Below are 3,751 nucleotides of genomic sequence, written 5' to 3' on the forward strand. Positions count from 1 at the left end.
ATCGCTCGGCTGCGGCTCGGCGGTGAAGGTCTGGATCGCCAGCTTCGCTGCGGCCAGCGACTGCGGGTCGAGCCGCTTGGCAATATCGTCGCGCTTGTGGCCGGCGTCGGCGTCGCCCTCCGCGGCCGCGAGGCTGAACCACTTGAAGGACTCGGCGAGGTTCTGTTCGACACCGATGCCGCGGGCATAGAGGATGCCGAGATTGACCTGGCTGTCGGCAACGCCGCGGTCGGCCGCCTTGCGGAACCACTGCGCGGCGCTCTTGTAGTCGGCGCCCTTGCCGCTGCCATCGGCGTCGAGCACGGCGAGATTGTGCATCGCCTTGGCGTTGCCGCGCTCGGCGGCCTGCACGTAGTAGCGTCGCGCCACATCGAAGTCGCGCTTCACGCTGAGGCCCTTCTCGTAGAAGGTGCCGAGCCGGAACATCGCGGGCACCACGCCGGCCTGCGCCGCGCGGGCATACCATTTGGCGGCTTCGTCGACATTGGCGGTCACGCCCTTGCCCTCGGCAAAGCGGACGCCGACTTCATAGGCCGCGGCCGCATCGCCCTTGATCGCGGCGGTGCGCAGCGCCGGACCACCGATTGCATCGGGCAGCTTCTCGCCCGCCGGGATCTGGATCATGGCGAGCTTGCCGCCGAGCGGCGGCGCGGTCGGAATCGTGCCGGTGACGTCGTTAGCAGCGGCCGTTGGCGCCGCGGTCGGCTCAGGCGCGACGGCGGGTGCGGGCGCGATTGCCGGTGGGATCGTCACCTGCGCGCTGTCGAGCGTGTTCGGCGCCGGAGTATTGTTGGACTGGCGGCCGAGCGGGGTCGGCGAGGTCATCGACGGCCCGGGCACGCCAGACGGCGCAGCCGGGGCGGGCGCGAAGGAATTCTCGGCAGGCGGCTGCATGGGCGGCGTGGCCGGCTCGCTATGCTCGATCGCCGGCACCTGCGGCGCGGAGCTGGTGTCGAGCAGGTTCATCGCCATCTTGGCGGTTGAGAGCAGGATCACGACCACGCTCGCGCCGACCAGCAGCGAACGGATCTTGGAGGTGATGGTCGAAGGCTGTGCCTCCGGCGCGCCAGTCGCCGGCGCGCCGGCCGCAACCGTGCCGGCCTTGGCGGCAGCCGCCTTCGCGGCCTTGTCGGCCTTCTCCTTGGCCTTGGCTGCAGCCTTGCTCGCGGCGCGCGCCGCCTTCTCGTTGACGGGTTGCGCGGCAGCGGCCTGCGCGGCGCGGCGCGCGGCGGCGATGAAGCTCGATGTCGAGACCGGCTCCTTCTTGCCGGCGGGAAGATCGCTGATCGCGCGCTCGGAATCCGCGATCCGCTCCGACGGCGAAGCGACGCGGCCGGAGGGGCGTGTGCCCGGTTCGAGCGGATGATCCGGCGGCAGTTCCGGCGCGATCGCGGCACGAGCGGACGCCGCATGCGGCTCGAGGATCTCGCTGATCGCGCGCGGCGGCAGCGGCGGCGGCGGCGCGCTCTCGACCGGCTGCGCGGCATGGAATTCGCGCGGCGCGGACATGAAGTGCTCCTGCGCCAGCGCAGGATTGGGCAATTCGGGCCTGTACGATTCAGGCTTGTACGCTTCAGCTTTGGACTGCGCGATCGGCTGCGACATCGCCGGGCGCGGCATTTCCATCCGCGGAGCTTCCATCCGCGACTCGGCCGGCGCGGGAGCAGGCGGCGCGGTGCGCACGGTACGCAGATCGTTCTCGATCATCGCGAGACGATCGACGACATGGCCGAGCGTGTTGTGAACGGTCTCCAGCGAATCCTGGGTGCGGCGGTCAGTCTCCGACTGGCTGAAGCGGATGTCGGACAGCTCGCGCTTCACCATGTCGACGATGCCGCTGTCCATCATCGGCTGCGGCGAGGAGGTGTTGACGTTGCGGGCGGCGTCGGCAAGCGAGGCGATGTGGGCGTGCTGCGCCTCGAGGTGCCGCATGATGTCGTGCAGCGCTTCCTCGACCCGGCCGAGATTGCCGGAGCGCTGGTCGGCGGACTCCAGGCGCTCGAGCAGATAGGAGACGCGCTGTTCGAGATGGGTGAATGCCGACGAACTGTCGTTGCCGACCTGCAGGCGGTCGATCCGCTCCGACAGCGAGCGCAGGGCGCCTTCGATGGCATCGGTGTTGTCATAGCCGGCCGGCCGCTCGCGGGTCTCCAGCGTCGAGGCCAATGCGGCAATGCGTTGCTCGATCCCGGCGAAGGCATCGCCATGGCTCTCGGCGCGCGACATCTGCGACAGCTGGTCGACCTTCGCGGCCAGCGCATGCACGTCCCCGGAGAGCTGCAGCAGCGCGTCGTTGGAGGCGACGTTGGAGACGATGGCGCGCAACGCGGCGATCGCGCTCTCGAGCTGATGCACCGTCGATGGATCGTCGTTGGCGCGCAGGATCATGTCGAGCTTGGCGCCGAGATTGCGGATCGCCTCGTCGTAGCCGGTGAGCTGCTCGGCAGGCGTCAGCGTGCGCAGCGCCTCGCGGATTTCCGACAGCGCGCGTTCGATGCCGGCGATCGCCTGGCCCTGGCCGTTGCGGCCCTCCTGGCGGAGCTCATCGATCCGGTGATGCAGCGAGCGGATCTCGTTCTCGATCGATTCGATCGCCCGGCGCGGCATCGCCTCGGTGATCGCCTGGCGGATTTCCGCAAGCTCGCCGCGGAAGGCCGCGATCGACTGCTCGATATGGTCGGGCCGTTGCAGCGCCTCGATCTGGCTCGTGATCTTGAGCAGATGACGTTCGAGCGAGGAGAAGTCGGGTCCGGCCGGCGCAGGCGGCGGCGCATAGGCGGCCATCGGCGGAGCCGATTGCGGCATCGGCGGCGCGCCGCGCGGCGGCATCTGCCGTTGTGCCGATCCATCGAGCTCGTTCTGGCGCGCGGCGATCTCCGCGATCGCGAAATCGAACGAGGCCGGGCTCAGTGGCGGCGAGGGGCGATAGACCTGGGCTGCGGCACGCTCGACCGCCTCCGCCTGGCGCAGCCTCTCCTCCAGTTGCCGGTCATGCATCTGCGGCTCGCGCTGCATCTGCGATTCACGCATCGGCTGTGGCTGCGGTTCGCGCGTCGGCTGCGGCCGCGAAATTTGCGACAGCCGGGCATCGAGGCGCGAAATCGCGTCGTTCAGCTGCCGCGCGACGGCGGGCTGGCCGCGCGGGACTTCGGCGCGCACCGCTTCGGCGCGCGTCAGAGGCTTTGCAATCTGTTCGATCTGCCGGGTGATGGCGTCGAGCCGCTGGTGGATATCTGCGACCTCGCGGCTTTCCCGGCTCGGCATCGGCTGCCGTTGCTCCATGCGCCAATCCGGCGGGCTCGGTTCACCGACGGTGGAGTTGAGCCAGTCGTTCAGCGACATCCCGGCGCGGCGCGCAGCCGCCTCGGCCCTGTCGCGGACGGAGGGATCGATGCCGTCAACACTCCACGATACGCGCGAATTCATGATTCCGTCCGGTCCCGACTCCGGCGCTACACCCTGCGCCCGCAGCCTCCCCGCGCATTCCCGTTAAGAGACAATCGAATTCTGCGCCGGGCGTCTGCCTCAGCTGCTGACTTTTTCCCGTCACGGTAAATAACGGGTTAAGGAATGCGGCCAACGGGCGCTAAAGTTAGGGAATCCGGGAACCTGTTGCGCCGGATCAGGACAGCGACTTGTGTCGCCGCCAAATTTCTCCTTCCCCCTGAAAAGGGGGAAGGTCGGGATGGGGGTTTGCCGCGGGCGACGCTGTATGTGGAGCGAGCGGATCCCCACCCGCTTTGCTCTGGCG

1 protein-coding gene is annotated in these 3,751 nt (G+C 69.0%); it reads right to left on the reverse strand.

From position 1 onward, the window contains the following. Positions 1-3,426: hypothetical protein (locus AKL29_RS24375; RefSeq protein ID WP_244482366.1), on the reverse strand; the 3,426-nt coding region annotated here is incomplete at its 3' end. Between the last annotated feature and the right edge of the window lie 325 nt (positions 3,427-3,751).

Origin of the sequence: Bradyrhizobium pachyrhizi (assembly GCF_001189245.1) — a bacterium.
Classification (GTDB): Bacteria; Pseudomonadota; Alphaproteobacteria; order Rhizobiales; family Xanthobacteraceae; genus Bradyrhizobium; species Bradyrhizobium pachyrhizi.